21 protein-coding genes are annotated in these 25,621 nt (G+C 69.2%); 15 read left to right on the top strand and 6 right to left on the bottom strand.

The features are described from left to right. The first annotated feature begins 142 nt into the window (after positions 1-142). From ACWDEN_RS30080 to ACWDEN_RS30120, 9 genes are all read left to right on the top strand, one after another. Positions 143-931: a redox-sensing transcriptional repressor Rex gene (locus tag ACWDEN_RS30080; protein WP_351614793.1), complete on the top strand. Its 789-nt coding sequence runs from the start codon at positions 143-145 to the stop codon at positions 929-931. Next, positions 928-2,607, top strand: coding sequence for a glutamyl-tRNA reductase (locus tag ACWDEN_RS30085; protein ID WP_450860896.1), 1,680 nt, complete (start codon positions 928-930; stop codon positions 2,605-2,607). Before ACWDEN_RS30080 ends, ACWDEN_RS30085 begins: the two co-directional genes overlap by 4 nt. After that, the gene (gene hemC / locus ACWDEN_RS30090; protein WP_351614798.1) at positions 2,604-3,563 is read left to right on the top strand and encodes a hydroxymethylbilane synthase; all 960 of its coding nucleotides are present in this window, start codon (positions 2,604-2,606) and stop codon (positions 3,561-3,563) included. Before ACWDEN_RS30085 ends, hemC begins: the two co-directional genes overlap by 4 nt. Then, positions 3,560-5,272, top strand: a complete 1,713-nt coding sequence (locus tag ACWDEN_RS30095; RefSeq protein WP_450860899.1) for a uroporphyrinogen-III synthase — start codon at positions 3,560-3,562, stop codon at positions 5,270-5,272. The genes hemC and ACWDEN_RS30095 overlap by 4 nt, the downstream gene beginning before the upstream one ends. Positions 5,273-5,768: 496 nt before the next feature. Next, the gene (locus tag ACWDEN_RS30100; RefSeq protein ID WP_450860901.1) at positions 5,769-6,353 is read left to right on the top strand and encodes a hypothetical protein; all 585 of its coding nucleotides are present in this window, start codon (positions 5,769-5,771) and stop codon (positions 6,351-6,353) included. 40 nt (positions 6,354-6,393) lie between these two features. Beyond that, a complete protein-coding gene (locus tag ACWDEN_RS30105) occupies positions 6,394-8,535 on the top strand; it encodes an N-6 DNA methylase (protein ID WP_450860903.1) in 2,142 nt (713 codons plus the stop codon). Positions 8,536-8,632: 97 nt separating this feature from the next. Beyond that, positions 8,633-10,249, top strand: coding sequence for a class I SAM-dependent DNA methyltransferase (locus ACWDEN_RS30110; protein WP_450861013.1), 1,617 nt, complete (start codon positions 8,633-8,635; stop codon positions 10,247-10,249). Next, positions 10,246-11,511 (top strand): restriction endonuclease subunit S, encoded by a 1,266-nt coding sequence (locus tag ACWDEN_RS30115; protein WP_450860905.1) that lies wholly within the window; start codon positions 10,246-10,248, stop codon positions 11,509-11,511. The genes ACWDEN_RS30110 and ACWDEN_RS30115 overlap by 4 nt, the downstream gene beginning before the upstream one ends. Further along, positions 11,508-14,741: a type I restriction endonuclease subunit R gene (locus ACWDEN_RS30120; RefSeq protein WP_450860906.1), complete on the top strand. Its 3,234-nt coding sequence runs from the start codon at positions 11,508-11,510 to the stop codon at positions 14,739-14,741. The genes ACWDEN_RS30115 and ACWDEN_RS30120 overlap by 4 nt, the downstream gene beginning before the upstream one ends. Before the next feature lie 60 nt (positions 14,742-14,801). On the opposite strand, the gene ACWDEN_RS30125 is transcribed toward ACWDEN_RS30120, so the two are convergent. Together ACWDEN_RS30125 and ACWDEN_RS30130 are read right to left on the bottom strand one after the other, a co-directional pair. Beyond that, positions 14,802-14,981: a DUF397 domain-containing protein gene (locus ACWDEN_RS30125; RefSeq protein ID WP_450860908.1), complete on the bottom strand. Its 180-nt coding sequence runs from the start codon at positions 14,979-14,981 to the stop codon at positions 14,802-14,804. Next, a complete protein-coding gene (locus ACWDEN_RS30130) occupies positions 14,978-15,808 on the bottom strand; it encodes a helix-turn-helix domain-containing protein (protein ID WP_450860909.1) in 831 nt (276 codons plus the stop codon). The genes ACWDEN_RS30125 and ACWDEN_RS30130 overlap by 4 nt, the downstream gene beginning before the upstream one ends. Positions 15,809-15,935: 127 nt before the next feature. Here ACWDEN_RS30130 and ACWDEN_RS30135 point away from each other — a divergent pair, with 127 nt between their 5' ends. From ACWDEN_RS30135 to ACWDEN_RS30145, 3 genes are all read left to right on the top strand, one after another. After that, on the top strand, positions 15,936-16,394 hold the full coding sequence (locus tag ACWDEN_RS30135) for an ATP-binding protein (protein ID WP_450860911.1): 459 nt from the start codon (positions 15,936-15,938) through the stop codon (positions 16,392-16,394). Positions 16,395-16,424: 30 nt separating this feature from the next. Next, positions 16,425-16,553, top strand: a complete 129-nt coding sequence (locus ACWDEN_RS30140) for a hypothetical protein (protein WP_450860913.1) — start codon at positions 16,425-16,427, stop codon at positions 16,551-16,553. Between the two features lie 129 nt (positions 16,554-16,682). Then, positions 16,683-17,363 (top strand): hypothetical protein, encoded by a 681-nt coding sequence (locus ACWDEN_RS30145; protein WP_450860915.1) that lies wholly within the window; start codon positions 16,683-16,685, stop codon positions 17,361-17,363. A 44-nt stretch (positions 17,364-17,407) separates the two neighbouring features. On the opposite strand, the gene ACWDEN_RS30150 is transcribed toward ACWDEN_RS30145, so the two are convergent. Further along, a complete protein-coding gene (locus ACWDEN_RS30150; protein WP_351614820.1) occupies positions 17,408-18,400 on the bottom strand; it encodes a phospholipase D-like domain-containing protein in 993 nt (330 codons plus the stop codon). 267 nt (positions 18,401-18,667) lie between these two features. On the opposite strand from ACWDEN_RS30150, the gene hemB reads away from it, so the two are divergent. Beyond that, the gene (gene hemB, locus ACWDEN_RS30155) at positions 18,668-19,660 is read left to right on the top strand and encodes a porphobilinogen synthase (protein WP_351614823.1); all 993 of its coding nucleotides are present in this window, start codon (positions 18,668-18,670) and stop codon (positions 19,658-19,660) included. Positions 19,661-19,824: 164 nt separating this feature from the next. Beyond that, positions 19,825-21,096, top strand: a complete 1,272-nt coding sequence (locus ACWDEN_RS30160) for an aminotransferase-like domain-containing protein (protein ID WP_450860917.1) — start codon at positions 19,825-19,827, stop codon at positions 21,094-21,096. 13 nt (positions 21,097-21,109) lie between these two features. Here the strand turns inward: ACWDEN_RS30160 and ACWDEN_RS30165 are convergent, their stop codons facing one another. Further along, positions 21,110-22,012: a DUF4253 domain-containing protein gene (locus ACWDEN_RS30165; protein ID WP_450860919.1), complete on the bottom strand. Its 903-nt coding sequence runs from the start codon at positions 22,010-22,012 to the stop codon at positions 21,110-21,112. Between the two features lie 142 nt (positions 22,013-22,154). Between ACWDEN_RS30165 and ACWDEN_RS30170 the strand changes: the two genes are divergently transcribed. Then, the gene (locus ACWDEN_RS30170; RefSeq protein ID WP_351614831.1) at positions 22,155-23,345 is read left to right on the top strand and encodes a hypothetical protein; all 1,191 of its coding nucleotides are present in this window, start codon (positions 22,155-22,157) and stop codon (positions 23,343-23,345) included. A 44-nt stretch (positions 23,346-23,389) separates the two neighbouring features. On the opposite strand, the gene ACWDEN_RS30175 is transcribed toward ACWDEN_RS30170, so the two are convergent. Continuing rightward, positions 23,390-23,776 (bottom strand): VOC family protein, encoded by a 387-nt coding sequence (locus ACWDEN_RS30175; protein WP_351614834.1) that lies wholly within the window; start codon positions 23,774-23,776, stop codon positions 23,390-23,392. Positions 23,777-23,839: 63 nt separating this feature from the next. After that, entirely contained in the window at positions 23,840-25,606 is a 1,767-nt protein-coding gene (gene argS / locus ACWDEN_RS30180) for an arginine--tRNA ligase (protein WP_450860921.1), read from the bottom strand. Between the last annotated feature and the right edge of the window lie 15 nt (positions 25,607-25,621).

Genomic DNA, 25,621 nt, shown 5'->3' on the forward strand with positions numbered 1-25,621 from the left:
AAGGCGCGTGACCCCGGTCACTTCTGCCGGGCAAATCGGACACCATCTTTGTGCACGCGTTCACAAAGACATAGCCTGCTGTCGACGGGGCGGTCTGCGGACGTATGACCGCCCGCAGCCCCGCTCTACCCGCAGGAGCACCGTGGCAACTGGCCGAACACACCGACCGGCGACCCGCAGCCGAGGGATTCCCGAGGCCACCGTCGCCAGGCTTCCGCTGTACCTCCGAGCCCTGACCGCACTGTCGGAGCGCTCGGTACCCACGGTCTCCTCCGAGGAGCTGGCGGCCGCGGCGGGGGTCAACTCCGCCAAGCTGCGCAAGGACTTCTCGTACCTGGGCTCCTACGGAACGCGCGGTGTCGGCTACGACGTGGAGTATCTCGTCTACCAGATCTCCCGTGAACTCGGCCTGACCCAGGACTGGCCGGTTGTCATCGTCGGTATCGGTAACCTCGGCGCCGCCCTCGCCAATTACGGCGGGTTCGCCTCCCGTGGCTTCCGGGTGGCCGCGCTGATCGACGCCGACCCCGCGATGGCCGGGAAGCCCGTCGCCGGCATCCCGGTGCAGCACACCGACGACCTCGAGAAGATCATCAAGGACAACGGGGTGTCCATCGGCGTCATCGCCACCCCCGCCGGTGCCGCCCAGCAGGTCTGCGACCGGCTCGTGGCCGCCGGGGTCACCTCCATCCTGAACTTCGCGCCGACCGTGCTGTCCGTCCCGGACGGCGTCGACGTGCGCAAGGTCGACCTCTCGATCGAACTCCAGATCCTCGCCTTCCACGAGCAGCGCAAGGCCGGTGAGGAGCCCCCCATGGAGACCGCGGTGGGCGACAGCGCGCTGCCCGCTGCCGCACCCCGTGGCGCGGCCGCCGACGATTCCGCCGACCAGGGGCCCGACGGGGACGTACCCGCCGTGATGCCGGCATGAGTCTCCTCGTCGTCGGGCTGAGCCATCGCAGCGCGCCGGTCAGCGTGCTGGAGCGGGCCGCGCTGAGCGCGGACGCCCAGATAAAGCTGCTGCAGGACACGGTCGCCGCCGAGCCGGCCACCGAGGCCGCGGTGCTCGCCACCTGCAACCGCATCGAGCTGTACGCCGACGTGGACAAGTTCCACGCCGGTGTGGCCGAGCTGTCCACGCTGCTCGCCCAGCACAGCGGCGTCGGCCTGGAGGAGCTCACCCCCTACCTCTACGTGCACTACGAGGACCGGGCCGTCCACCACCTGTTCTCGGTGGCCTGCGGCCTGGACTCGATGGTCGTCGGCGAGGGGCAGATCCTCGGCCAGATCAAGGACTCCCTGGCCACGGCGCAGGAGCTGCACACCGCCGGCAAGCTGCTGAACGACCTGTTCCAGCAGGCCCTCAGGGTCGGCAAGCGCGCCCACTCCGAGACCGGCATCGACCGCGCCGGCCAGTCCCTGGTCACCTTCGGCCTGGAGCAGCTGGCCGTCGGCGGAGCCGTCGAGGACTGGGCCCGGGGCAGGAAGGCGCTGGTCATCGGCGCCGGCTCGATGTCCTCGCTGGCCGCCGCCACGCTCGCGCGGGCCGGGGTCGCCGAGGTCGTCGTCGCCAACCGCACCCTCGAGCGCGCCGAGCGCCTCGCGCAGATCCTCACCGAGGCCGACGACAACGCGGTGACCGCCCGCGCGGTACGGATGGACGCCGTGCCGGACGAGCTGACACGTGCCGACGTCGTCGTCTCCTGCACCGGGGCCACCGGCCTGGTGCTCACGGCGCAGGCCGTCGTGCAGGCGGTCGAGGGCCGCACCGGCCGGCCGGCCGTCGCCGACACCGCTGTCACGGCCGCAAAGGCGGCCCCGCTGCCGTCCACCTCCGTCGGCGCCGACGAGAACTGCCCGCTGGACCTGGCCGCCGTGCAGTCCGGCTTCTCCCTCATGGGCGAGGCCGCCGTGGCGGGCATGGACGCGGCCACCCTGGAGCAGCACGCGGCCTGGGTCGCAGGAGGAACGATCGACCGCACGGGACGCCGTAGCCCCGAGGCGGACACCGAGCTGATCACCGCGCTCGCCGCGACCGCCGCGAGCGTGGGCCGGATCCCCGAGCGGCGCCGGCCGGAGCCGCCGGCCGAGCGCCCGGCGCCCTTCTTCTTCCTGCTCGACCTGGCCATGCCCCGGGACATCGACGCGGCCGTGCACCGGCTGGCCGGGGTGCGGCTGGTGGACATCGAGTCGCTGGCGGAAGCCTCCGCCGACGCGCCGATGGCGGCCGATGTGGACCAGGTACGGCGTATCGTCTCCGACGAGGTCGCGGCCTTCGGGGCGGCCCAGCGGGCGGCGCACATCACGCCGACCGTGGTCGCGCTGCGCACCATGGCCGCCGACGTCGTCGCCAGCGAGATCGCGCGGCTCGACGGCCGCCTGCCCGACCTGGACGAACGCCAGCGCGGAGAGATCCGGCAGGCCGTGCACCGGGTCGTCGACAAGCTGCTGCACGCGCCGACCGTACGGGTCAAGCAGCTCGCGGCCGAGCCCGGCGGCGCCGGGTACGCGGACGCGCTGCGCACCCTGTTCGACCTCGACCCCGAGACGGTCGCCTCCGTCTCCCGGGCCGGGGACAGCACAGAAAAGAAGGACCGACCGGCATGACAGAAAAGGCACTGAGGCTGGGGACCAGGCGGAGCAAGCTCGCCATGGCCCAGTCCGGGCAGGTGGCGGAGGCCGTCCGCCGGGTGACGGGGCGGCCCGTCGAGCTGGTCGAGATCACCACGTACGGCGACGTCTCCCGCGAGGCACTCGCGCAGATCGGCGGCACCGGCGTGTTCGTCACGGCGCTGCGCGACGCGCTGCTGAAGGGCGAGGTCGACTTCGCGGTTCATTCGCTCAAGGACCTGCCGACCGCGCAGCCCGAGGACCTGGTCCTGGCCGCCGTACCGGTGCGCGAGGACCCGCGGGACGTGATCGTCGCCCGGGACGCGCTGAAGTTCACGGACCTGCCGCGCGGGGCGCGCATCGGCACCGGCGCGCCGCGCCGCATGGCACAGCTGAACGCGTACGCCCGCGCCCACGGCCTGGACATACAGACGGTCCCGATACGCGGCAACGTGGACACCCGGATCCGGTACGTCCACGACGGCGAACTCGACGCCGTCGTCCTGGCCGCCGCCGGACTGAACCGGATAGGCCGGATCGACGAGGTGACCGACTTCCTGTCGGTCGACACGGTTCTGCCCGCCCCCGGCCAGGGGGCCCTGGCGATCGAGTGTGCCGCGGACAACGCGGACCTCGTCGCGGCGCTCGGCGAACTCGACGACCCGTTCACACGGGCCGCCGTGACCGCCGAACGGTCACTGCTCGCCGCCCTGGAAGCCGGTTGCAGCGCCCCTGTGGGCGCGCTGGCCGACTTGCTGGCCGACGGGCAGTTTGTCAAGGAAATGCGCCTGCGCGGCGTCGTCGGCACGACCGACGGCACCCGCATGGTGCAGCTGTCCACCACCGGTCCCGTGCCCCAGACGCACGACCAGGCGTTGGCACTCGGTCGCGAACTCGCCACCGAGATGCTCGCCCAGGGCGCGGCCGGTCTGATGGGGGAGCGAGCACATTGAGCCCCACCGCCCTTCCTGCCGCCGGTCCTGAACACGGGCACGTCACCTTCCTCGGTGCCGGACCCGGAGATCCGGGACTGCTGACTCTGCGCGCCGTGGAGGCGCTGTCGAACGCGGACGTCCTGATCGCCGAGCACGAGGTGCTCGACGTGATCCGGACGCACGCCCGGCAGGGCGTCTCCGTCGTGCAGACGGACGCAGACCCTTCTTCGGTCTCGCCGCCGGGCACGGGCACGCCCCAGCTGACGGTCGTTGACGGCACGTCAACAGCCGCCGCTGCCCCGGCTGCTGCCCGGGATGCCGCTCATCTTGTCATGGAGGCTGCGCGGGGCGGCAGGCGGGTCGTCCGTGCGGTGTCCGGGGACCCGGGACTTGATACGTACGCGGCCGAGGAAATGCTCGCCTGCGCCTCCGCCGGGGTGCCCTTCGAGGTGGTCCCGGGTGTCGCGGCGGCGGTCGGCGTGCCCGCGTACGCCGGTGTGCCGCTGCGGGACGCCGAGGGCGCGGACGTCCGCTTCGTGGACGCCCGTACGGCCTCCGACCGCTGCTGGACCGAGGTGGGCGCCTCCGACGGCACGGTGGTCGTCTCGACGACCCTGGACGCGGTCGCGGCAGCGGCGGGCGAGCTGGTCTCGGCGGGCCGCAAGCCCGACACCCCCCTGTCGGTCACGATCGACGGTACGACGACCCGCCAGCGCACCTGGACGGCGACCCTCGGCACGATCGCGCAGACCCTGAAGCAGGCGAAGGTGCTGCCGTCCCCGGACGGCGGCCGGCCGGTGATAGCCGTGGTCGGCGAGCGTTCCTCCGCCGCCCGGCGCGACCAGCTTTCGTGGTTCGAGTCCAAGCCGCTGTTCGGCTGGAAGGTGCTCGTGCCGCGGACGAAGGAGCAGGCGGCGTCGCTCTCCGACCAGCTGCGGTCCTACGGCGCGGTGCCGCACGAGGTCCCGACGATCGCGGTGGAGCCGCCGCGCACGCCCCAGCAGATGGAGCGGGCGGTCAAGGGCCTGGTCACGGGCCGCTACGAGTGGATCGCCTTCACGTCGGTCAACGCGGTGAAGGCGGTACGGGAGAAGTTCGAGGAGTACGGCCTCGACGCGCGTGCCTTCGCGGGCATCAAGGTGGCCGCGGTGGGCGAGCAGACGGCCAAGGCACTGGTCGCCTTCGGCGTGAAGCCGGACCTGGTGCCGAGCGGCGAGCAGTCGGCGGCGGGTCTGCTGGAGGACTGGCCGCCGTACGACCCGGTGTTCGATCCCATTGACCGGGTGTTCCTTCCGCGGGCGGACATCGCCACGGAGACCCTGGTGGCCGGTCTGATCGAGCTGGGCTGGGAGGTGGACGACGTGACCGCCTACCGGACGGTCCGCGCCTCGCCTCCGCCGGCCGAGACCCGCGAGGCCATCAAGGGCGGCGGCTTCGACGCGGTCCTCTTCACGTCGTCGTCCACGGTCCGCAACCTGGTCGGCATCGCGGGCAAGCCACACAACGTGACGGTGATCGCGTGCATCGGCCCGGCCACGGCGAAGACGGCCGAGGAACACGGCCTGCGGGTGGACGTCATGGCGCCCGAGCCGTCGGTCCACAAGCTGGCGGAGGCGCTGGCGGACTTCGGTCTGAAGCGGCGCGCTGTCGCGCTGGAGAACGGGGATCCGGTGACGCGGCCCAGCGAGCGTCGGCCGGGTGCGCGGAGGCGGCGGTCTACGACGTAGCCCTGCTCTTCAGAGCAACTCTGACGCCCCGCCGTCCCGCACTCGGGAAACGGCGGGGCGTTCGCGTTGGGGGGACTGGGTGGGTAGTTTTCAATGCCACTATGGAAAGAGAGAGCTAGTCCTGAGAAGGAGGCTTCTCAGGACTAGCTCTCTCGGAGTCATTGACCGGAGTCTGTCGGGACTACTACTGTGCTTCGTGGGCGCCGCAGTCCGGCTGATGCGGGGTCAACCCACCCTGCTCTAGAAGCAGTTGTGCCCCCGAGTCCGCCTGAACTGGGCGGGCGGACTCGGGGGCGAACAACCAGGCTCTGCCCTGGGCTGTGTGCAATGCGGTGACAGGACTCCAAGGCTTACGGCGACGACATTACCACGTGGCGTCGTAGCGTGAAAGAGGGCGACGATGACACAGGGTGAGCACGGGCCGTTAATCGAGGTCATCTCCGCCGAGAGGTTCCAGCCTTTCCTGGACGAGTGTGGAGGCGACGACGCGCGGGCCATGCGTCTGTACGCCTGGGATTCGGAGATTGCCCGCGCTCTGCAGGGCCCGCTGCGTGACCTGGAAGTAAGTCTACGGAACCGGGTCCACCGACAGCTCGGAGGACGTTACGGCCGTCCGGACTGGTGGAACGAACGCCGTGCGGAGCCGAACTGGTACGGGCGGGAGGAGATCCAGGCGGCCGAGGAGAAGCTGGCCAGGCGTCGGCGAAACTACGAGGCATGTGACGTGGTGGCTCAGCTGTCGTTCGGGTTCTGGATCAGTTTGCTGGGCAAGGGCGGGCGGGGCGGCAACTACGAGATGAAGTACTGGAACCCTTCGCTCAGGCATCTCTTTCGTGAGCACCGTGGCGGTCGGGAAGCGTTGCACGGAAAGTTCGACCGCATGCGTACCCTGCGCAACCGCATCGCGCACCAGGAGCGCATCTTCCACCGGCACCTCGACGAGGACTTCCGCACGGCGGTCGCTCTGTTGCGCTATCTGTCCTCCCCCATGGCCGAGCGGCACGACAAACACAGTCAGGTGCCTGAGGTCCTGGCCCGGAGGAGTGGTGTGCTGTCGGGCCGTGATCCGGTGAGGTTGTGAGATGACGAGGGAAGACACGACGCCAGGCGATGCGTGTGCGGTGTCCGCGTTGGTTTCGCTGGGCGAGATCAAGGAACTCGCCGAGGTCGGCCGGCCCACCGTCAGCAACTGGCGGCGCAGGTTTTCCAAGGAGTCCCCTCAGGTGGGTGGCGACAGGCGCCCGCCGTTCCCAGATCCGGTGGGCGGCAGCGACAGCAGGCCCCTCTTCGACGCGGAGGATGTGGCGTCCTGGCTGGACCTGCGGCCCATCCCGGACGCGGAGCCAGGTGAGGACGGCTCCCTGCCGACCTACGGCGACCGGTTCCGGCGAGGCTTGCGGCTGCGCGGACTCGTGGCCCTACGTCACGAACTGGGCTCGGCGGAGCGGCTCATCATCGACGCGCTTGCCGTATGTGCCATGGCCGGGGAAGGTGGCGACTGGTACCCGGAGGCTCTCCCGGCAGAATTGACGGCCGATATGGAAGCCGCCGATCCACGCGTCGTCCGTGCCGTGCGGCAGCTGATCGAGGAGCTGGGTTCGCCGGGTGCCGCGGCTGACACCGTGCTGGATCTGGCCGAGCGGCTGGAGTCGGACCTGGTCATGGATACGACGCCGCCCGCGCTCGCGGAGCTGGTCAGCAGGCTGGCCGGTCCTGTGGGGGTGGTGTCGTCCGCTCCGGACCATCCGACGGTGATCAACCTGTGCGCCGGCACCGGGGAGCTGTTGTTCGCTCTCGACAGCATCAAGGGACGTGGTGGCATCGTCGCGGTGGAACCCGATCCGCTGCGCCGCAAGATCATCCTCTACCGGCTCTTCGCGTATCACTGCACCGCCGTGGACATCTGCGCGCGCCCCGAGGAACTGGACACCCTGCGGCCGTGGGAACAGCGGGAGTTCGACCTGGCCCCGGAACGCCCGTGGGGTATTCCGTCCGGCGATGTGATCCTCGCCGACCCGCCTTATGCCGCGGGAGAGCGGGAGTTCGATGAGGATGGGCCCCTCAGCTGGGCTCTGGAAGCCGTTCACCGCCTGAACCCCGGTGGGCGCGGCCTGGTCGTCGTACCGTCCTGGACCCTGAGCCGGCCGCGCGGCATGGCACCCACGCCGAACGCACGGATGCGTGAGGAACTGCTGAGCCGGGACGCGGTCGCGGCGGTCATCCAGTTGCCGCGCCGTATTCACCGATTCCGCACGGGAGCGGAACACGCGCTGCTTGTGCTGCGCGACGAGGCAGTACCGGAGAACCGGGGCCGGGTGCTGCTGGTCGACGCCGACCGGATCGCCCGCCGGGTCGGAGGTGCGTGGCCGGCGTACGTCGCGAAGGTGCTGGAGGACGGAGGGTCACCGTTGGCCGAGGAGGCCAGGGACTTTCCCGTGTCGGCCAAGGGCGCGAGGGGAGAAGCCCTTCTCGACGGCCGATCGGTCCTGCCAGCGCACCGGCTCGGCACGAAGGAGCAGGGCTTGGACCATTTCTCCGCCACCCTGGACGCACGACGCCAGGCCGCGACGGCTCTGCCCCAGCTCAAGGAGTGGATCGGCGATCTCGGTGTCGCCAGGCGGGTCCCCGGCAGCGAGGTGGCACACCGCAAGGTCGGCGAGCACCTGCGGGCGGGCCAGCTCAGGCTGCTGGCCGGGCACCGGATCCGCGAGTCGGACATAGGGAACGCCGGTCTGATGGTCGTCGGCCGTGAGGAGATGCTCGGCGCGCTGCCGCTCGGTCAGCGTCGAATCGCGCTGGAAGACCTGGCCGCATATCCGCAGGCTCAGACCACCGAGCGCGGCGACGTCTTCCTGCTCACCGAGCACGGGGTGCGCACGCGGGTGGACGATGGGGGCGGCTGTGTACTGCTCGCACCCGTGCAGGGGCTGCGGATCCCGGCGTACCGGAGGTTCCTGGCCGGGGAAGTGCGGCCTGAGGAGGTGTGGATGCGCCCGCACCCGCTCGCCCAACTGCTCGCCGCCCCGCGCAACCAGCAGCGCGGCAGTGGCTCGCTGGTCCGCAGGGTGAGCGTGCGGGACATGGACCTGCCCGAGCTGCCGCCCGAGGAGGTCGCCGAGTTGGAGGCCATCCTGACCGAGACGGACCGGCAGCGCGCCGACGTGCGGCGGCAACTGGCGGCACTGGACAACCTGGCCCTGCGGCTGGCGGCCGGAGTCGCCGACGGCGACCTGGCGCTGCGCCGTAGACCCGGTAGTGCCTGAGGCGCGGTCGGGCATGACGACGGAAAGCACGGCAGCGCCGGCCACCACGGCGTCGTACGACGAAGAACACCACGATCAGGAAAGAAGTGAGGCACCCGTGCCGCCACGGAAGAAGAAGACGGCTGAAGCCCAGGACATGAAGAAGGTGCTGTGGGCGTCGGCGGACAAGCTGCGCGGCAGCCTGGACGCCGCCGGGTACAAGCACTTCGTCCTGGGCCTGGTCTTCCTCAAGTACGTCTCCGCCGCCATGGCCGAGAAGCGGGCCCAGCTGGAGGCCGAGCTGCGCGAGGAGGGCGGCTGGAGCGAGGAGGACATCCTCGCCACTCTGGAGGAACGCCGTGAGTACACCGGCTCCGGCATCTTCTACGTTCCGCCGACCGCCCGCTGGGAGAGCGTGCTGGAGAGGGCGAAGGGCGCGGTCGAGGGCGACAGCGTCGGCGAGACCATCGACGCGGCCATGCGCGCCATCGAGAAGTTCAACCCGGCGCTGAACCGGACCCTTCCGAAGATCTACAACAGCGGCCAAGTGGACGAGGAACGCCTTGCTGGCCTGGTGAAGCTGCTCGACCGGCTGGTCTTCCAGGAGCAGCTGGGCGAGGACGGCCGGCGCAAGGGCGCGCGGGACATCATGGGCGAGGTCTATGAGTACTTCCTCGCCGAGTTCGCCCTGAAGGAGGGCCGCAAGGGCGGCGAGTACTTCACCCCCGAGAGCGTGGTGAAGCTCCTGGTCGAGGTCCTGGAACCGAAGCAGGGCGAGCGGGTCTACGACCCGGCGTGCGGCTCGGGCGGCATGTTCGTCCAGGCGGAGAAGTTCATCGAGACGCACGGCGGCAACCCACTGAATGTCGCCGTCTACGGCCAGGAACTCAACCAGACCACCTGGCAGTTGGCCCACATGAACCTCGCGATCCACGGGGTCGAGGCCAAGCTGGGCGACGAGCCGGCCGACACGTTCCGCAACGACCAGCACCCGGAGTTGAAGGCGGACGTGGTCATGGCCAACCCGCCCTTCAACATCTCCGACTGGGGCGGGGAGTTGCTTGGCATGGACAAGCGGTGGGTGTACGGCACTCCACCGGTCGGCAACGCGAACTACGCCTGGCTCCAGCACATGATCAGCAAACTCGCCCCCGGTGGGCGGGCCGGTGTCGTCCTGGCGAACGGCTCGATGAGCAGCAAGCAGTCGGGCGAGGGCGACATCCGCCGCGCGATCGTTGAAGCCGACCTGGTGGCCTGCATGATCGCCTTGCCGGGCCAACTGTTTCGATCCACTCAAATCCCAGCCTGCCTGTGGTTCCTGGCGGAGGGCAAGGGACGGCACTCGGCTTGGGCGCCGGGGGGCAAGGGCGAGGTGCTGTTCATCGACGCGCGCGACTTCGGTGAGATGGAGAATCGCACGCTGAGGAAGCTGACGGAGGAGGAGATCGTCCACCGGATCGGCGACACGGTACGGGCGTGGCGGGGCGTGGAGGGAGCTGGCCCTTACGAGGACGTGCCGGGCTTCTGTGTGAGCGCTTCGCTGGATGTGATCGCCGAGCACGACTTCGTGCTGACGCCGGGGCGGTACGTGGGTACGGCTGAGGCGGAGGTGGATCCGGATGCGGAGCCGGTGGAGGAGAAGATCGCGCGCTTGACGGCTCTGTTGCGGGAGCAGTTCGCGGAGTCGGCGCGGTTGGCGAAGGTTGTGGATGAGCAGTTGGGGAGGGTGCGATGAGCGATTGGAAGACCTACACGATCGCTGAGCTTGCCGCGCCCGGTAAAAATTCACTCGCAACTGGACCGTTCGGATCTGCCATCTCTTCTCGGCACTTTCTGGATGATGGAGTACCTGTGATCCGCGGCTCCAATCTCAGTTTGGATGTTGGTACCCGGCTGAGTGACGACGACGTTGTGTTCATCAGTGCCGAGAAGGCCAATGAATTTCAGCGCAGTATGGCCACCAATGGGGATCTTGTATTCACCTGCTGGGGCACTATCGGTCAAGTTGGCCTGATTGACAATAGGGCGCGATATAACCGATACATCGTGTCTAACAAGCAGATGAAGCTCTCCCTAGACAAGGGGCTGACTGACCCGCTCTTTATGTATTACGCGATGTCGTCACCAGTCATGGTCTCGCGGGTGCAAGGAGCAGCGATCGGCAGCTCGGTTCCGGGTTTCAATCTCACGCAGCTACGAGCCATCACCTTGAGCTTGCCGCCTCTCAACGAGCAGCAGGCCATCGCCGAAGTGCTCGGCGCCCTGGACGACAAGATCGCGCTCAACGAGCGGACCTGTGCCACCTCGCTTGAGCTGGCAGACTGCTACTCCCAGGTTGTGCATCAGGACAGCAGCGCAGGAACCGTTGCGACGCTTGCGCAGCTTGCGGCAGAAGGTCAACTCGAGTTCGGTGACGGCTACCGCACAAAGCGTGCTGAGCACGGAAAGCCCGGTATCCCGATCCTACGAGTGGCCGAAATTGCGGACGGTGAGATCCGTCCTGCTTTCGCAGACTACGTCAGCGATGATTACCGTCCTGTCATGGGGAGGAAGACATCGCGGCCAGGAGATGTCGTGCTAACCACCAAAGGAACCGTCGGTCGAGTCGCGCTGATCTCTGCTGATCATCCTGAGTTCGTGTATAGCCCCCAGGTCTGTTATTTCCGCCCCGCGGATAACTCGCGACTGTCGAGCGTCTATCTGTTTCACTGGATGCGCGGCCCGGAGTTCTGGCGTCAGGCGGCGGGCATGAAGGGGCAGACCGATATGGCTGACTATCTGAGTCTCAGGGACATCAAGTCGTTGCGGATCACGCTTCCTTCGCAGGCCTCACTCACCGAGTTCAACAACAAGTGTGCTCCACTGCACGCGCAGGCCGCTGCCGTGAGGAACGAGAACCGCACCCTCGCCGACCTCCGCGACACCCTCCTCCCCCAACTGCTCTCCGGAAAGCTCCGCGTCAAGGACGCCGTCCGTACCGTCGAGGAGGTCGTATGACCGCAGGTGCCGAGCCGGCGCTTGGTGAGCCGCCGATAGACCGGCTCACCGAGAAGGAGTTGGAGTCGCACACGCTCGAACTGCTCGCCGAGTACGGGTGGCAGCACATTCCGGGGCCGGAGCTGGGCCCCGCCTACGGCGTGCGGGCGGACTGGGACGATCTGATCCTCCGCCCGCGCCTGCTCAAGGCGATCCGCAACCGATACCCGCGCCTGCCCGACCACGTCGCCGACGACGCCGTCAACGAGCTGCTGCGCTGGCACACCCGGAACGACCTCCGCGAGAACCACCGTTTCTACGAGCGCCTGACCGGCGGCGTCCGCATCCCCTACGACAACCCCGAGACCGGCGAGAAGCGGCACGCCACCATCCGACCCGTCGACTTCGCCGACCCGCACGACAACGACCTCGTGGCCGCCTCCCAGGTACGCGTGCGCAGCACCAAGAACCGGACCTTCGTCTTCGACATCGTCCTCTACGTCAACGGCCTGCCCCTCGCCGTCGTAGAGCTGAAGAAGGCCGACAGCAACGACAACGCCCGTACCGCGTACGACCAGCTCCAGGGCTACCGGCGCGAGCTGAAAGAGACCAGCACCTTCCACACGCTCCTCGTCACCCTCGTCTCCGACGGCATCACCGCCCGCATGGGCACCCCGTTCACGCCGTGGCAGCACATGGCCCCCTGGCATGCCGACGAGCACGACGTGATGCTCCGCAAGGACGAGCGCGAGGACGGCCGTGCCCTGGAGCGGATGATCTACGGCGCGTTCGAGCCCACCCGCTTCCTCGACCTGATCGCGAACTTCCTGTCCTACTCCGCCCCGGAGTCCGGCGCCGTCGACACGGTCAAGCTCGCCAAGGCCCACCAGTACATCGCCGTGAATGCCGCCGTGCGGGCCACCGAGTCCGCCGTGGCGACCGACGGTCGTGCAGGCGTCGTCTGGCACACGCAGGGCGCCGGCAAGAGTGAGGAGATGCTGTTCTACGTCGTCAAGGCGACCCGGAGTCCTGAGCTGGCCAAACCAACGTTCGTCCTCCTCACCGACCGCATCGACCTGGACACCCAACTCCGCAAGACCTTCACCACCAGCCGCACTCTGGAGAAGGTCATCGGCGAACCGCCGGAGAAGGCGGACGACGTCGGGCAACTGCGGCAACTTCTCCAACGGCAGGCCGGCGGGGTCATCTTCACCACGCTCCAGAAGTTCCGCCTCACTGAGGAGGAGCGGGCGGCCGGGGTCCGGCATCCGCTGGTCTCCCCGCGCCGCGATGTGATCGTCGTCGTCGACGAGGCGCACCGTAGCCACTACGACTTCATCGACGGCTACGCCCGCAACCTGCGCGACGCCCTGCCGAACGCCACCTTCATCGCGTTCACCGGTACCCCCATCGAGAACCGCGTCGGCAGCACCCGGGGTGTCTTCGGCGAGGACATCCACACGTACGATCTCACCCAGGCCGTGGACGACGGGGCGACCGTCCCCGTCTTCTACGAGCCGCACCTGGTGCGGGTGCGCCTGCCCGCCGACGTCGACCTCGACGACCTCGACGCCCGCGCCGAGGGGTTGATAGAGGGCCTGTCGGAGGAGGAGAAGCGCAAGGCTCGTCAGCAGTTCGGGGAGTACGAAAACCTCATCGGCGCTCCGGAGCGAATCAGGGAACTCGCCGGAAAGCTGCTCGACCACTGGGACGCACGCAGCAGCGAGATGGTCAAGCTCACCGGTTACCGGGGCAAGGGAATGATCGTCTGCGCGTCTCGTGTCATCGCCGCCCGCCTCTTCGAGGAGATCATCCGCCGCCGACCCGACTGGGCGGGCGAGCGCGACCCGAAAACCCAGCTGCTGACCGACAACACTGGCCGGATCCGGGTGGTGTTCACCGGCAACGCCGCCAAGGACGGCCCTGAGGTCGCCGACTACGTGCGAACCCCCGCCCAGCTCAAGAAGATCCAGGAGCGGGTGACCAAGGAGAAGGATCCACTGGAGTTGGTCATCGTCCAGTCCCTGTGGCTGACCGGCTTCGACGCTCCGCCGCTGCACACCCTCTACCTGGACAAGCGCATGCGAGGCGCAGCCCTGATGCAGGCCATCGCCCGAGTCAACCGCACCTGGCCGGGCAAGCCGTCCGGTCTGGTCGTCGACTTCCAGGGCGTCATCCGCGAGATCAAGGAGGCCCTGGCCGAGTACTCCGAGCAGGACCAGAAGCACCCGATGCTCGGCGCGGACCTCGACGGGGCCGTCAAGCTCGTACGGGAGAGCCACCAGCACATCGACGCGCTCCTCGCCGACTGCGCATGGCGGAGCATCCGCGATGCGGGTGGTCCCTCTGCCTACCGGGAAGCGCTGACGGAGGCGCTGGAGTTCCTGATCGCGCCGGAACCAGGGCTGGAACCCGACAAGGCCACCCGCAGGCAGCGGTTTATGCACCACGCCAACCTGCTGCGTCAGGCCTTCTCTCTCTGCCCGACCGACCGGCGCGTACAGGACCTGCTCCCCGACATCCGCTTCTTCGAGGCCGTACGCACCTCGCGCGAGAAGTACGCCATGGACGAGAGGGAGGAACAGGGCCTCGCCATGGCCGCTGACGTACGCCTGCTGATCGCCCAGTTCAACGAGTCCGTCGTCGCCGCCGACGGCGTGGTGGACATCTACGACGCGGTCGGCCTGACCAAGCCTGACCTGTCCCACTTGGACGACCGGGTGCTGCGCGACCTCCAGGCCAGCAAGCACCCCAACCTCGCCATTGCGGCACTTCGGCGCGCACTGATGAAGGAGATCAAGGACGCCCACCCGAACAACATCACCCGCCAGCACACCTTCACCGAGAAGATGCAGCGCGCCATGAACCGGTACACCAACGGCCTGCTCACGGCTGCCGAGTTCATGAAGTTCTTGGTGGAACTGGCGCAGGAGGTGTCGGCCGACCGCGGCAGGGCGAAGAAACTCGGCCTGAGCGAGGACGAACTCGCCTTCTACGACGCCCTCGCCGCCGACCCTTCCGTTCTGGAGGAAATGGAGGACAGCGTCCTCGCCAAGATCGCCCACGAGCTGTACGAGCAGATCCGGAAGGATGTCACGGTCGACTGGAAGGTGAAGGAGCAGGCCCGGGACCGGATCATGGCCCGAGTGCTGCGCCTGCTGCGCAAGCACGGCTATCCGCCGGGCAAGCGGCCTGCGGCGATCGAGCGGGTGCTGAAGCAAGCCGAGGAGATGGCGGAGGGCCTGGCCTGATCAACAGCAGAGTGCCCTCGCACCCACGGTGGAGGATGCGAGGGCACGGTCGCTCGTGTGTCAGTGCTCTGAGGCGTACGGCAGGAAGCGGGCCCAGGCCGTGGGGGTGAGGGCGAGGCGGGGGCCGGTGGGGTTCTTGGAGTCGCGGACGAGGATGCGGTCCCGGTCGGGGGCGGCCACCTCGATGCAGTCAGGGCCGTCAGGCGTGCTGTAGCTGCTCTTTATCCACTCCAGCTTCATGTCTCTCCAAGCACTTTCTCGATGAAGGACAGTGACTCCCGAGGGGTGAGAGCCTGTGCGCGGATGATCCCATAGCGGATGTCCAGCACCTGGACCTCTTTCGGGTCGGTGATCACGCGGCTGACGAGTTGGACCTCGTTGTGTCCGACAGTGCTGCCGTCCCGCAGCCGCAGCAGCCTGAACGAACCCGCCAGACCGGCGTTGTCCTCCCGGTCCAAGGGCAGGACCTGCAAGTCGACGTTCCTGAACCGACCGGCGTCCAGCAGGTGTTCGAGCTGCCTTCGCATGACCATCCTGCCACCGACGGGGCGCCGCAGCGTCGACTCACATTGGACGAAGCTGAAGACTCGCAGCGGCGCTTCGGCGAGGATGTCCTGGCGTGCCAGGCGGGCGGCCACCTGTTGTTCCAATTCCTCTTCGGTGAACGGAGGCCGTCGGGTGGCCATGGACGCGCGCACGTACTCCTCCGTCTGCAACAGCCCATGGATCACGGAGTTGTTGTAGGCACACAGCTCCACCGCCTCCGCCTCCAGTTTCTTCAGATCCCGCACCTTCTTCGGATACCGGACCTCGGCCAGGTCCTTCTTCATCGCGGCGACCCTGCCGCCCGCGCCCAGCACCTCGTCCGCCGCGTCCAGGTACTCCGGCCGGGGAATCCGCCGCCCCCGCTCCACCGAGGAGACCAGCTCCTCGCCGTACCCGATGGCCGTCCCGAACTCCGCCTGGGTGAGGCCGGCCGCCTCCCGCCACAACTTCAGCTGCCGTGAGACCGTCCGCATCACGGCCCCGGCCTCGTCGTCCTCCAGCCCCGCGTCCCAGTCGCTCACGTAGGCCGTCCTCCCGTCACCAGTCACCCCGTACGGCCCGGACGCAACCGGACACCGCACGGACAGCCCCCGTCCGCACGGGCCGCCCTTCTTCACAGGCTATGCATGCACGGACACGCTGAGTGACGTGAACGAGCAAATCTCCACCCTCCACATCTCGGCGCGCCAGTTCTTTGTGCCTCTCTCCGCGACCCGGCGCGGCGCCCGCCTCGGCCGGCTGCTGGCAACCGAGCAACTGCGCTCCTGGGGACTGCCGTTGGACCCCGCGCGGCTGATCGTCGCCGAGCTGACGGCGAACGCCGCGCTGCACGGCCGGGTTACCGGCCGGAGCTTCCGGCTCGCTCTCGCGGTGACGGCCGAGGGCGTTCTGCGCATCGAGGTCACCGACACACGGGGTGACGCACTGCCCGTTCCACGGACCGCCGCCACCGTACCGGCCGAGTGCGGCTACGGCCTGCTACTGGTCGAGGAGTTGGCGGACCGCTGGGGCGTGCGGCAGGGACCGGTGCCGTGCAAGACGGTGTGGGCGGAGATCGATGCGGCGGCACCGTCGGCGCACCTCGCACCGGAGCCGGGAAACGCGTGATGCGGTGGCGCCGCGGCCGGGGCCGGCAGCGTGGCCATCGTGGTTCTCGGCCGCCATCTCGACATCGACCACGGCAACACGGCCGAGCACGTCGCGCAGGCGCGATTACGCCGTTTCTCCTGGGACATCTGCCCGCTGCCTCTCTGGGGCCACTCCTGACCGAATCACCTTCTTCGTCAGCGCGCGTCTGCGATGCTGATCGGCATGAGTGGGGAAGATCGACGACGTGATGGTGCGGCCCGCTGGTTACGGCGGCGTGCTGCCGCGATGGTGTTGACGTGTGTCGGGGTGGGAACCGCCGTCCTTCACGTCCTGGAACCCGATCTCAAGATCGACGGCATCACGGTGATGCTGCTCGTGGTGGCCGCGGTGCCATGGCTCGGAGAGCTGTTCCGCAGTATCGAGGTGCCCGGCCTCGGAAGGATCGAGTTCCGGGAGATCGAGCGCAGGATCGAGGCCGTCCAGCGGACGGCGAACGCGGCTCTCGTCGGGGACGGTCCCGAGGGCGGCGCAGTGGACGACAGCGCGGCTTGGGACATGGTCAAGGAACTGGCCGCCGAGTACGTGAACGTACGCCTGGAGCTGCCCAGTGGCCGGGCGCGGACCCGCCGGATGGACCAGGTCTTCGCCCGACTGGTGCGCGCGACCCAGCGCATGCGGGACTTCGACGCCGGCGAGTTGCTCGGTTCCCAGGACGCCGGACTGCGTCTGGCCGCCTACGCGCGCCTGTACGCCCTGCCCGAGCCCGTGGCGCTGGACGCGCTGGTCGACGCAGTGACCGGCGAATCGCTCCCCTTCAACCAGTACTGGGGGCTGCAGGCTCTCGGGAGAGGCGTGGAGGACATGGGAGCGGAGCGTGTTCCCTTCGGTGTGGTGCGCCGCTTGGAGGACTGCCGTTCGCGAATGCGACACGCTCCCGACCGGGTCGAGCTGATCGATCGCATCCTCGAGGATCTCGGTGAACGCTGAGCGGCAGGCGGGTGCGAGGCGACGCCCGCCTGCCGCACGCCCGATCAGGCCCCCGTACCGCCCGCGTAGTCGTTGTTGAACGTCGTCTCGATCGTCTGGGCCACCGGCTCGGCCACGCCCGTGCCGGTCAGGATGATGCCCAGCTCCCGGTTGTTGCTCAGGGAGTTGCTGCTGATGTTCATGGAGCCGGCCTCGACCTCCTGGGTGGTCAGGCCGTAGTCGGCGACCATGGCCTTGGCGTGGATGAAGAAGCCGTTGGGGTCGGAGTAGCCGACGACCGTGCCGCCGGCCGCCTTGACGGCGGAGACCTCGCTGGAGTAGCTGGAAGGATTCTCCAGGACCACGCGGACCTTCACGCCCGCCTTGGCGCGGGCCACGATCGCGTTGACCACCGTGCTGTCGCTGAACTCCAGTTCCTCCACGTCCAGGCTCTTGGTCGCGGAGTTGACGAAGGACACCAGGCGGTTGCGGGAGTCGGTGGGGGACCACAGCAGGTGGTCGCCGTCGGTGGGGGTGATCGAGGTCGCCGTGTAGTCGGCGTTGAAGACCTTCTCGATGGAGGCGACGTCGCGCGTGTCGTCGGTGAAGACGCCGTAGTCGCGGCTGGTCGTGTAGTACTGCGCCGTCAGGTTGCCGGTCATCACCAGGGACTTGACGCCGTCCACGGTGATCGTCTTCTGGTGGGTGTAGACGAACGCCGAGGACGACCAGACCACGCCCACGCCCGCATTGGTCAGGGACGTGTACGCCGAGTTGTTGGCGGTCTTGTGCTGGCGGTCGAGGATGACGCGGACCGTGACGCCCTTGTTCTTCAGGGCTATGAGGTCGTTGACGGCCGTGGTGTCCTCCAGCTCGTACATGGTCATGTCGAGCGTGCTGGTGGCCGAGTCGATGAAGTCGTAGATCGTGGGCTGGCTGCCGGTCTGGGAGAAGGCGAACGCCGAGTAGCTCGCGGCGTTCGCGGGGACGGCCGTGGCGACGACGGCGGTACCGGCGGTCAGGGCGATGGCCGCGCGGGTGAGGACCTTCCGCAGCATGCGTGACTCCTAGGCTCACGGGCGAGGAGGGGTGGCGCGGGCATGACACCACGCGCGTAGAACGCTGGGGAGGGGGTGCGGAGTGAACTCGGCGTTACCACCGGGGACAAGGGGGAGGGCAATCCGGACACCGCGCAGATGGGCAGCGGTTCGAGGAAAGGTCGAGCTACCGCAAAATCTTCGTCCGGGGCAGGCCGGCCGTGCCGGGCGGGGTCAGCCGACAGGACGTCGGCAAATGTGGGGGACGGGCGGGCGTAGCGTAGAGGGATGACGAAGTACGGATCGTTTCCCGGTACCCGTCCCCGGCGACTGCGGACCTCGCCCGTCATGCGGCGCATGGTCGCCGAGACGCGACTGCACCCCGCCGACTTCATCCTCCCCGCCTTCGTCCGCGAGGGCGTGAGCGAGCCCGTGCCGATCGCCGCGATGCCCGGTGTCGTCCAGCACACCCGAGACAGCCTGAAGAAGGCCGCGCTGGAGGCCGTGCAGGCCGGGGTCTCCGGGATCATGCTGTTCGGCGTGCCGGAGGAGAGCAAGAAGGACGCCGTCGGGACTCCGGGCACCGATCCGGACGGGATCCTCCAGGTCGCCATCCGGGACGTGCGCGCCGAGGTCGGCGACGACCTGCTCGTCATGTCCGACCTGTGCCTGGACGAGACCACCGACCACGGGCACTGCGGGGTCCTGGACGCCGAGGGCCGCGTCGACAACGACGCGACCCTGGAGCGGTACGCCGAGATGGCGCAGGTCCAGGCCGACGCCGGAGCTCATGTCGTCGGCCCTAGCGGGATGATGGACGGGCAGATCGGCGTCATCCGCGACGCGCTCGACCAGATCGGGCGCGAGGACGTGGCGATCCTCGCCTACACCGCCAAGTACTCGTCCGCCTTCTACGGCCCCTTCCGCGAGGCCGTCGCCTCCTCGCTCCGGGGCGACCGCAAGACCTACCAGCAGGACCCCGCCAACTGGCGCGAGTCCCTGCGGGAGCTGTCCCTCGATCTGGAAGAGGGCGCGGACATGGTCATGGTCAAGCCGGCCGGGCCGTACCTCGACATCCTCGCCCGGGTCGCCGACGCCGTGGACGTGCCCGTCGCCGCCTACCAGATCTCCGGCGAGTACTCGATGATCGAGGCCGCCGCCGAGAAGGGCTGGATCGACCGCGACCGCGCCATCTTCGAGACCCTGACCGGCATCAAGCGCGCCGGGGCCCGCAACATCCTCACCTACTGGGCGACCGAGGCGGCACAGAAGCTGCGCTGACCTCGCGGACGCGGCTCGCTGTGGCGCCCACAGGGTGGGCGCCATGAGAAGCGGAGTCCGGCACCGCCCGTCGCGAACGGGCCGTCCGGATCGCGGAATTACCGTTGTAGATGGCATGTACCTCTCTAGTCTGACGGCTCCCAGAGCCGAAGGAGAGCCGAGCCATGACCGCCGCCGAGCCCGCCCCGAGAGCCGCCACGACCGTTGCCGGACCCGCCCCTGCTGTCGCCGAGCCGGACCCGACCTGCGCACCCGCTCCCGTCCCGCCGCTCGCCGCGCGTGCCCGCAGTGTGGGGGGTTCGCCCGTGCGGGACATCCTCGCGGTCACCGCTCGCCCCGAGGTGATCAACTTCGCGGGCGGTCTCCCGGCGCCCGAGCTCTTCGACCGGGAGGGCATCGCAGCGGCGTTCGAGGAGGTGCTGGCGCGCACCCCGGCGCAGGCGCTGCAGTACTCCACCACGGAGGGCGAGCCGGCGCTCCGGGCGGGCCTGGCCGCGCGTGTCACCGCGCGGGGCCTGGCCACCGTCCCCGACGACCTGCTGATCACCACGGGCTCCCAGCAGGCCCTGTCCCTCCTCGCGACGGCCCTGCTCGAACCCGGCGACACGGTCCTGGTCGAAAACCCCTGCTACCTGGCGGCACTTCAGGTCTTCGGCCTCGCGGGAGCGCGCGTGGTGGCCGTGCCGGGCGACGCGGACGGCGTGGACCCGGCCGCGCTGGAGCAGGCGATCCACCGCGAGCACCCCAAGCTGCTCTACCTCGTCCCCACCTTCCAGAACCCCACCGGCCGTACGATGCCCGCGCCGCGCCGCGCGGAGATCGCCGCCGTGACCGCCCGCTCAGGCCTGTGGATCGTCGAGGACGACCCCTACGGCGAACTCCGCTACGACGGTGAGCGCGTCCCCTGGATCGCCTCCCTCCCCGGCGCCGAGGACCGGACCGTGCTGCTCGGCTCCTTCTCCAAGGTGATGGCCCCCGGCCTGCGCCTCGGCTGGCTGCGCGCACCCGCCGAGCTGCGCCGGGCCTGTGCGGTGGCCAAGCAGGCGGCCGACCTGCACACCCCGACGCTCAACCAGCTCGCCGCAGCACGGTACCTGGACGTCCTGGACGCCCATGTGGCCCGGGTGCGGGCCGTGTACGGCGAACGCCGGGACGCCATGCTGGCCGGGCTGCCCGACGCGCTCCCGGCCGGGTCGGTGTGGAGCCGGCCCGAGGGCGGCATGTTCCTCTGGGCGCGCCTGCCGGAGTCGTACGACACCCTCGCCCTGCTGCCCCGCGCGGTCGAGCAGAACGTGGCCTACGTCCCCGGCGCGCCCTTCTACGCCGGCGCTCCCGACCCCCGCACCCTCCGCCTGTGCTTCGTCACCCAGACCCCGGAGGAGATCGCGGAGGGGCTGCGCAGGCTGGGGCGGGGGCTCGGACGCCTCGGGGGCTGACGGCGGCCGGGGATCAGTCCCACCAGAAGGACCAGGTGGGGTTACCGACCAGGCGCTTGGCATAGTCCCGCAGGCTGGCCGGCCCGCTCTGGGTGAGGTTGTCCGGGCAGAAGGCGAAGTGCTCGGCGGCCAGCACCTCCGCGTCCGCGAGCGTGCCGGGCGGGGCCGCGACGGACACCACCAGGATGTCGAAGCCGAGCCCCACCACCCGTATGCCGAAGCGGTCCTCCCACGAGCGGAGGACCGCGCACAGCCGGGCCACGTCGTTGTCGTGGTTCAGCGGGCCGGTCCAGCCGATCGCCGCCGGTATGTCGGCGGACCGGCGGGCCGGCACCAGGGCGAGCCGCGCCTCCTTGAACCATGTGGAGGCGGCTTCCGTCAGCGAGTCGGCCACCTGGGCCGCGCGCGTGTCGGGATCGGCGGTCGGGGTGGGCGCGGGCGCGAGTCCCGGCCAGTCGGCCCCGAACGGCGCGACCAACTCGGCCGGCTCGTCGTCGCCCTCTTCCGCGCCCCCTTCCTCGGCCTTTACCTCCCCTTGGTCCCCTTCCTCCCCTTCATCTTCTTCTTCCTCTTCCTCTTCTTCCGTCCAGTACCCCCAGTAGTCGGCGAGGACGTCCTCGACGTCGTGATCACCCGGGTAGGACGTCAAGCGGGGCATCAGCTCCCACTCCGTGGGCCCGCCCTGCCGCCCGCCGACGTCAACGAGCACCGGCAGCAGACCGACCCGAGCGCCCGGTGCGCCCAGTGCCTTCCAGGTGCCCGGCGCGGCCGGCTTCTCCGCCTGCCACAGCAGGGGTTCGTGCCAGGGCCCGTCGTCGGTCGTGTCGATGAGCCTGCCGGGAGGCAGCTGCAGCCCCAGGGAACGACCGCTGGGGTCGGTGGCCAGCTTGGGCAGCGGATTGGGAAGAGTCGCCATACCCGTGACTGTAAGGGCCGCCACTGACAACGACGTTGCCCTGCCATCCGGAGGAACCAGGGGCCGCTGGAGCCGCTCTTACCGTGTGGTGTTGTGATGGGTGAGGACACGGCGACCGTCGTGACAGGAGGGACGGAGGAACGTGCGGATCGGGCGTTACCCGGTGCGGTGGCACATCGTGCTGCTCACCCTGTGGACGGCCGTCTGGTTCGTCGTGGCCGAACGCCACGCGGCCGTCTCGTGGCACTATCTGCGCGAGGGCGAGCAACTGCTCTTCGGCCAGAGCGGCGGCGGCGGCCTCGCCCTCTACGCCAACCACCCCGAGCTGCAGATCGGCCCGGTCAGCTTCCTCGTCGCCGGACTCTTCGCACCCTTCCCCACCGCCCTGGGTGAGAAACTGGCCGACGCGTTCATGTCCGGCCTGGGCCTGTACATGCTGGTGCTCGTCGGCCGTGCGGCGGCCGACCACTACCTCGGCACAGGCGTCAACCACAAACGCCTCCAGCAACGCGTCCTGGTCGCCGGAGCCGCCTTCATCCCCATGTGGGTCGAGGTCTCGGTCCGCTTCGCCCACCTCGACGACGTCCTCGCCCTGTTCTTCACCACCCTCGCGGTCCGCTCACTGGTCCGGGGCAACGCGACGTCGATGGGTGTCTTCCTGGCCCTCGCGGTCGACTCCAAACCCTGGGCGGTCGGCTTCCTGCCCCTGCTGCTGGCCCTGCCGCGCCCGACCCGTCTGCGCGCGGCGGCCTGGACCGTCGGCCTGGTGGCGGTGGCCTGGCTGCCCTTCTACCTGACCCACCTGGAAACCCTGCACGCGGCCCGCTTCACCATCCCCAACCAACGGGCGTCCTCACTGCGCTGGTTCGGTGTGAACGACCCCGCGACCCCCTGGTGGGACCGCCCCGCGCAGATGGCGCTGGGCATGGGCCTGGGCGCCCTGGCCGTACGACGGGGCCGCTGGCCGGCGGTGATCTTCCTGGCCGTGGACGCCCGTATCCTCCTCGACCCCAGCGTCTACACCTACTACAACGCCTCGGTCCTCCTCGGCACCCTCATATGGGACTCCATCGGCCAACGCCGCCTGGTCCCCTGGGTCAGCTGGATCGCCCTCATCTCCCTCTACGGCAGCGCCCTGCTGATCCCCTCGGACTCCACCCGGGGCCTCATACGCTTGGCGTTCTGCATCGGCTCGGCGGCGTACGTCCTGTTCTGGCCCCAACGCACGCCGCGCGGCAGACGGGGCAGACGGTCACTTCAGCAAGGCGGTGAAGGCGGCCCGGGTGGCGGGCACGAGGTGCAGGGCGGGGCCCGCGGCGGGGCTGTTCTGTGAGCCGCGGGCGTGTCCGTGCGTGAGCGAGCCGGCCACGAACGCGCTCAGACGAGCGTGGTGATGCAGAACGGGTGCCCGGCGGGATCCAGCAGCACCCGCCACCGCTCCTCGCCCGGCTGGAACTCCGGCTTGCGGGCGCCCAGGTCGAGCAGCCGCTTCTCGGCGCTGTCCAGGTCGTCCACGCCCAGCTCGATGTGCGCCTGCTTCTCCTGGGCCGGGTCCGGCCAGGTGGGCGGGCGGTAGTCGGCGAGCCGGTTGAAGCCGAGGCCGGTCGCGCCCTCCTTGCCGAGGAGGACGAAGTCGTCGGTGGAGAAGAGAACCGACATGCCGAGCAACTCGCCGTAGAAACGGGCCAGTTCGGCGGGGTCGGCACAGTCGAAGGTGACGGCGGCGAAGCGGAACGCGGGCGCGGGAGAGGTCTCCGTGGTCATGACGAGGACCCTAGGGCGTAAGTAGGACAGCGGCTGTCCTACTTACGCCCCGCGTGCTGGGGGTCAGAGCTTCTCCGGCGTCCGGATGCCCAGCAGGGCCATGCCCCGGTGCAGGGTGCGGGCCGTGATGTCGCACAGGAACAGACGGTTCTCCACCTGCTGCGGCGTCTCGGCCTTCAGGACCGGGCACTTGTCGTAGAAGGACGTGTACAGGGACGCCAGCTGGTAGAGGTATGCCGCCAGCTTGTGCGGGGCGTACTCCGCCGCCGCCTCCGTCACCGTCTCCGCGAACGCGTCGACATGCAGGCCCAGGGCACGCTCCGCCTCCGCCAGTGCCAGCTCCGGATGCGCGGCCGGACGGGTCTCACCGGCCTTGCGGAGGATGGACCGGATCCGGGCGTACGCGTACTGCAGATACACGCTCGTGTCGCCGTTGAGCGAGACCATCTGGTCCAGGTCGAACTTGTAGTCCCGGTTCGCCGACGTCGACAGGTCCGCGTACTTCACCGCGCCGATGCCCACCTGGGCACCCCGCTCGGCGATCTCCTCCTCGGACAGGTCCTGGGCCTTCTCCCGCACGACGGCCGAGGCACGGTCGATCGCCTCGTCGAGGAGGTCCACCAGACGGACCGTCTCGCCCTCACGCGTCTTGAACGGCTTGCCGTCCTTGCCGAGGACCGTGCCGAAGGCCAGCTGGAAGGCGGTGACGTCCTCGTTCAGCCAGCCGGCCCGCCGCGCCGTCTCGAAGACCATCTTGAAGTGCAGGGCCTGGCGGGCATCCACCACGTAGACGAGGTTGTTCGCCTTCAGGCTGAAGACACGGTCACGAATGGCGGACAGGTCCGTCGCCGCGTAGCCGTAGCCACCGTCCGACTTCTGGACGATCAGCGGCACCGGGTTGCCGTCCGGGCCCTTGACGTCGTCGAAGAAGACGCACAGGGCGCCCTCCGAGCGGACGGCCACCCCGGACTCCTCCAGAAGGCGGCAGGTCTCGGCCAGCATGTCGTTGTAGCCCGACTCGCCGACGATGTCCGGGTCGCGGATCTCCATGTCCAGCTTCTCGAAGACGGAGAAGAAGTAGATCTTCGACTCGTCCACGAACTTCTGCCACATGGCCAGCGTGTGCGGGTCGCCGGCCTGGAGGTCGACCACCCGGCGCCGGGCCCGCGTCTTGAACTCCTCGTCGGAGTCGAACAGCTTGCGCGCGGCCTTGTAGAGGCGGTCGAGGTTCGACATCGCCTCCTCACCGGTGACCTGGGCCTCCTTGTGGTCCAGCTCGTGCGGGTGCTCGTCCAGGTACTGGATGAGCATGCCGAACTGGGTGCCCCAGTCGCCGATGTGGTGGCGCCGCACCACGTTCTCGCCCGTGAACTCCAGGAGCTGGGCCACCGAGTCCCCGATCACGGCGGAACGCAGATGGCCGACGTGCATCTCCTTCGCCACGTTCGGCTGCGCGTAGTCGATCACCGTCGTGCCCGGCTCGGCGGCGGTCGGCACGCCGAGGCGGCCGGTCTCGTCCGCGTACCGCGCGGCCAGGTTCCCGGTGATCGCCCGGTCCGCGACCGTGATGTTCAGGAAGCCGGGGCCGGAGACCTCGACGTCCTTGATCAGCTCGTCACCCGTCACCACCCGGGAGACGACCTGCGTCGCCAGCTCCCTCGGGTTCGCCTTCGCCTTCTTGGCCAGCGCGAGGATCCCGTTGGCCTGGAAGTCGGCCCGGTCGCTTCGTCGCAGCAGCGGGTCCGCGCCGGCGGCCTCCGGCAGGGTGGCCGAGAGGGCGGACGCGAGGTGCCGCTGGACGTTGTCGCTGAGGGACGTGACCGAGGCCATAGGAATGGGTGCCGT

The organism is Streptomyces sp. NPDC001153, assembly GCF_053598315.1.

Bases quoted from the DNA above. Each gene is read 5' to 3' on its own strand.
- ACWDEN_RS30085 (WP_450860896.1), top strand. From the start codon at position 928: ATGAGTCTCCTCGTCGTCGGGCTGAGCCATCGCAGCGCGCCGGTCAGC.
- hemC (WP_351614798.1), top strand. From the start codon at position 2,604: ATGACAGAAAAGGCACTGAGGCTGGGGACCAGGCGGAGCAAGCTCGCC.
- ACWDEN_RS30100 (WP_450860901.1), top strand. From the start codon at position 5,769: ATGCGTCTGTACGCCTGGGATTCGGAGATTGCCCGCGCTCTGCAGGGC.
- ACWDEN_RS30115 (WP_450860905.1), top strand. From the start codon at position 10,246: ATGAGCGATTGGAAGACCTACACGATCGCTGAGCTTGCCGCGCCCGGT.
- ACWDEN_RS30120 (WP_450860906.1), top strand. From the start codon at position 11,508: ATGACCGCAGGTGCCGAGCCGGCGCTTGGTGAGCCGCCGATAGACCGG.
- ACWDEN_RS30125 (WP_450860908.1), bottom strand. From the start codon at position 14,981: ATGAAGCTGGAGTGGATAAAGAGCAGCTACAGCACGCCTGACGGCCCT.
- ACWDEN_RS30150 (WP_351614820.1), bottom strand. From the start codon at position 18,400: ATGCTGCGGAAGGTCCTCACCCGCGCGGCCATCGCCCTGACCGCCGGT.
- hemB (WP_351614823.1), top strand. From the start codon at position 18,668: ATGACGAAGTACGGATCGTTTCCCGGTACCCGTCCCCGGCGACTGCGG.
- ACWDEN_RS30160 (WP_450860917.1), top strand. From the start codon at position 19,825: ATGACCGCCGCCGAGCCCGCCCCGAGAGCCGCCACGACCGTTGCCGGA.
- ACWDEN_RS30165 (WP_450860919.1), bottom strand. From the start codon at position 22,012: ATGGCGACTCTTCCCAATCCGCTGCCCAAGCTGGCCACCGACCCCAGC.
- ACWDEN_RS30175 (WP_351614834.1), bottom strand. From the start codon at position 23,776: ATGACCACGGAGACCTCTCCCGCGCCCGCGTTCCGCTTCGCCGCCGTC.
- argS (WP_450860921.1), bottom strand. From the start codon at position 25,606: ATGGCCTCGGTCACGTCCCTCAGCGACAACGTCCAGCGGCACCTCGCG.